This is a genomic window from Polaribacter sp. (assembly GCF_965656025.1).
In the GTDB taxonomy this organism is placed as follows: Bacteria; Bacteroidota; Bacteroidia; order Flavobacteriales; family Flavobacteriaceae; genus Polaribacter.
This window is the reverse complement of record NZ_CBFHJT010000064.1, coordinates 1-1190: the sequence shown is the minus strand read 5'-3', so window position 1 is coordinate 1190 and position 1190 is coordinate 1. Positions and strand designations below refer to the sequence as shown.

General features: G+C 29.5%; 2 protein-coding genes. One reads left to right on the top strand and one right to left on the bottom strand.

Annotated features, from left to right (window positions below; genetic code table 11):
- A partial coding sequence (locus tag ACTG3S_RS11480; protein ID WP_439129491.1) for a CBS domain-containing protein occupies nucleotides 1-361 on the bottom strand: 361 nt, incomplete at its 3' end.
- A gap of 104 nt (nucleotides 362-465) precedes the next feature.
- Here ACTG3S_RS11480 and ACTG3S_RS11475 point away from each other — a divergent pair.
- Nucleotides 466-1190, top strand: a 725-nt coding sequence (locus ACTG3S_RS11475; RefSeq protein WP_439129490.1) for a M20/M25/M40 family metallo-hydrolase, incomplete at its 3' end; no start/stop codon positions are given.

The window sequence follows — 1190 nt, the reverse complement described above, 5'->3', positions numbered from 1 at the left end:
GCGAAGAAATAAATTTAAAGGCAGCATCAAAAACATTCATATTTTTATCAATTGTATCTACATCTGTAACCATGTATTTACCAACTGTATTATTGGTATCAGAAGGCATATTGTAATATTTACTCTCAGAAATATGCTTAATACAATCCGTTTCAGAAATAATACCAATCAATTCGTTTTTATCATTTACAACAGGCCCACCAGAAATTTTATTGGCAATTAACTGTGCAATTACATGGTCTAAAGAATCGTCTGCTTTAAATGTAATTAAATTGGTTGTCATATAATCAGATACCAAAATCTGCTCTTCTTCTTTACTCTTATTTACATCTCTTTTTCCTTGAAAGCTTTTAATACCCATAATAATAGTTAATTAGTTTGAACTAAAGTTAGCAAAATTTCTGTTTCAATTTACTTTTTTAGCAAGTTTTTTTTATTTCATACATTTATAAAAACATTTTTTTCATGAAAAGATTTTCTACCATTGTTTCTGTTCTTATCATTTTAGGAGTTATTTATTGGAGTTTTGCAGATTTAAAACCCTCTTTAAATACCGATAAAAACGTTTCAGAAACAGCATTTTCTTTAGACAAAGCCTTATTTCATTTAAAAAATATATCTAAAGAAGCGCATTATACAGGTGCAAAAGAGCATAAAAAAGTACAAAGTTATATTGTAAAAGAATTACAAAAAATGGGTTTAGAGGTAGAAATACAAACCCAAACTGCCATTAATAAAAAATGGTTAGCAGCCACAACTGCAGAAAACATTATTGCAAAAATTAAAGGCACAACAAACGGAAAAGCTTTAATGTTGTTAACGCATTACGATTCCAATCCTCATTCTTCTTTAGGTGCAAGTGATGCTGGTTCTGGTGTGGTAACTATTTTAGAAGGGATAAGAGCTTTTTTAGCAAAAAATCAAACTCCAAAAAACGATATTATTATTCTTATTACAGATGCAGAAGAATTGGGTTTATTAGGTGCACAAGCTTTTGTAGATGCTCATTCTCTAACAAAAGATGTGGGTTTAATTTTAAATTTTGAAGCCAGAGGTAGTGGTGGCCCTAGTTATGTTTTAATGGAAACGAATGGTAAAAACAGTAAATTATTAAGTGAATTTATGGCTGCAAAACCCAACTTTCCTGCAGCAAATTCTTTGATGTATTCCATCTACAAAAAATTACCAAA